The sequence below is a fragment of the Actinoplanes sp. ATCC 53533 genome (genome assembly GCF_003947245.1).
Window position 1 is genome coordinate 1 of record NZ_QHHV01000544.1, and the last position, 997, is coordinate 997.

Annotated in this window: 1 protein-coding gene; it reads left to right on the top strand. The window is 62.2% G+C overall.

The genetic code is table 11. The annotated features are described in order from the left end of the window. Positions 1 to 958 (top strand): LCP family protein (locus DMB66_RS59900; RefSeq protein ID WP_148112978.1); only part of this gene is annotated, 958 nt, incomplete at its 5' end. Between the last annotated feature and the right edge of the window lie 39 nt (positions 959 to 997).

Consider the following 997-nt stretch of genomic DNA (forward strand, 5'->3'; position numbering starts at 1 on the left):
GACCGGCGCGAAGAACATCCTGCTCGTCGGCATCGACGCTCGCAAGAATCAAGCATCCGGTACGCCGATCCGCTCCGATTCGATTATTCTTCTGCACATCTCGGCCGACCTTCGGCAGGGATACCTGATCTCTCTGCCCCGCGACAGCTATGTGAGCATCCCGGCGTACGACAACGGCAAGATGTCGTGGGCCGGCGGCAAGAGCAAGATCAACGCCGCGTTCGCGTACGGCAGTCGCGGCCTGAACGGGCCCGAGGCGTTGTCACGCGGCTTCGAGCTGCTCACCGTGACCGTCAAGAAGGTCACGGGCATCACACCAGATGCCGGCGCGATCATCGATTTCCAGGGCTTCCGCAAGGTCGTCGAGGTCCTCGGCAGGGTATGCATGTACGTCGACGAGGACACCACATCCATCCATATCGGACGCGACCGCAGCGGCAAACCCGCCGGCCCATACGTGATCAACAAGGACGGCACCCTGCGCAGCAAGGTGCCGGGTGTCACCGCGAACTTCTACGCAAAAGGCAACCGCTGCTTCACTCCTGCCGAGGCGCTCGACTTCGTTCGCCAACGCGATCTGCTGGCCAACAAGGACTACGACTACGGCCGGCAGCGTCATCAGCAGCAGTTCCTCAAAGCCGTGCTCAAGCAGGCGGTGAGCGACGGCCTCAACTCGCCGACCAAGCTGCCCGGCCTACTGTCCGCAGTCGGCAAGACGATGACGGTCGACTCAGGTGGTGTCTCCCTGGAGGACTGGGTCTTCGCCATGCGTGGACTCAACCCGGATGATCTGGTGACTATCAAGACCAACGCAGGCCGGTTCAACAGCAAGTCGGTACCGGGCGTGGGCAGCGTCGAGGTTCTCAGTGACGACAGCTTGCAGCTGCTGAAGGCCGTCAAGAACGACGACGTCGCCGCCTTCGCCCAGTCTCACCCGTCCTGGGTCTCGGCGACCTAACGGGTTCCTCTTCTTTCATCGGCTCCGCGCTTTAGATTC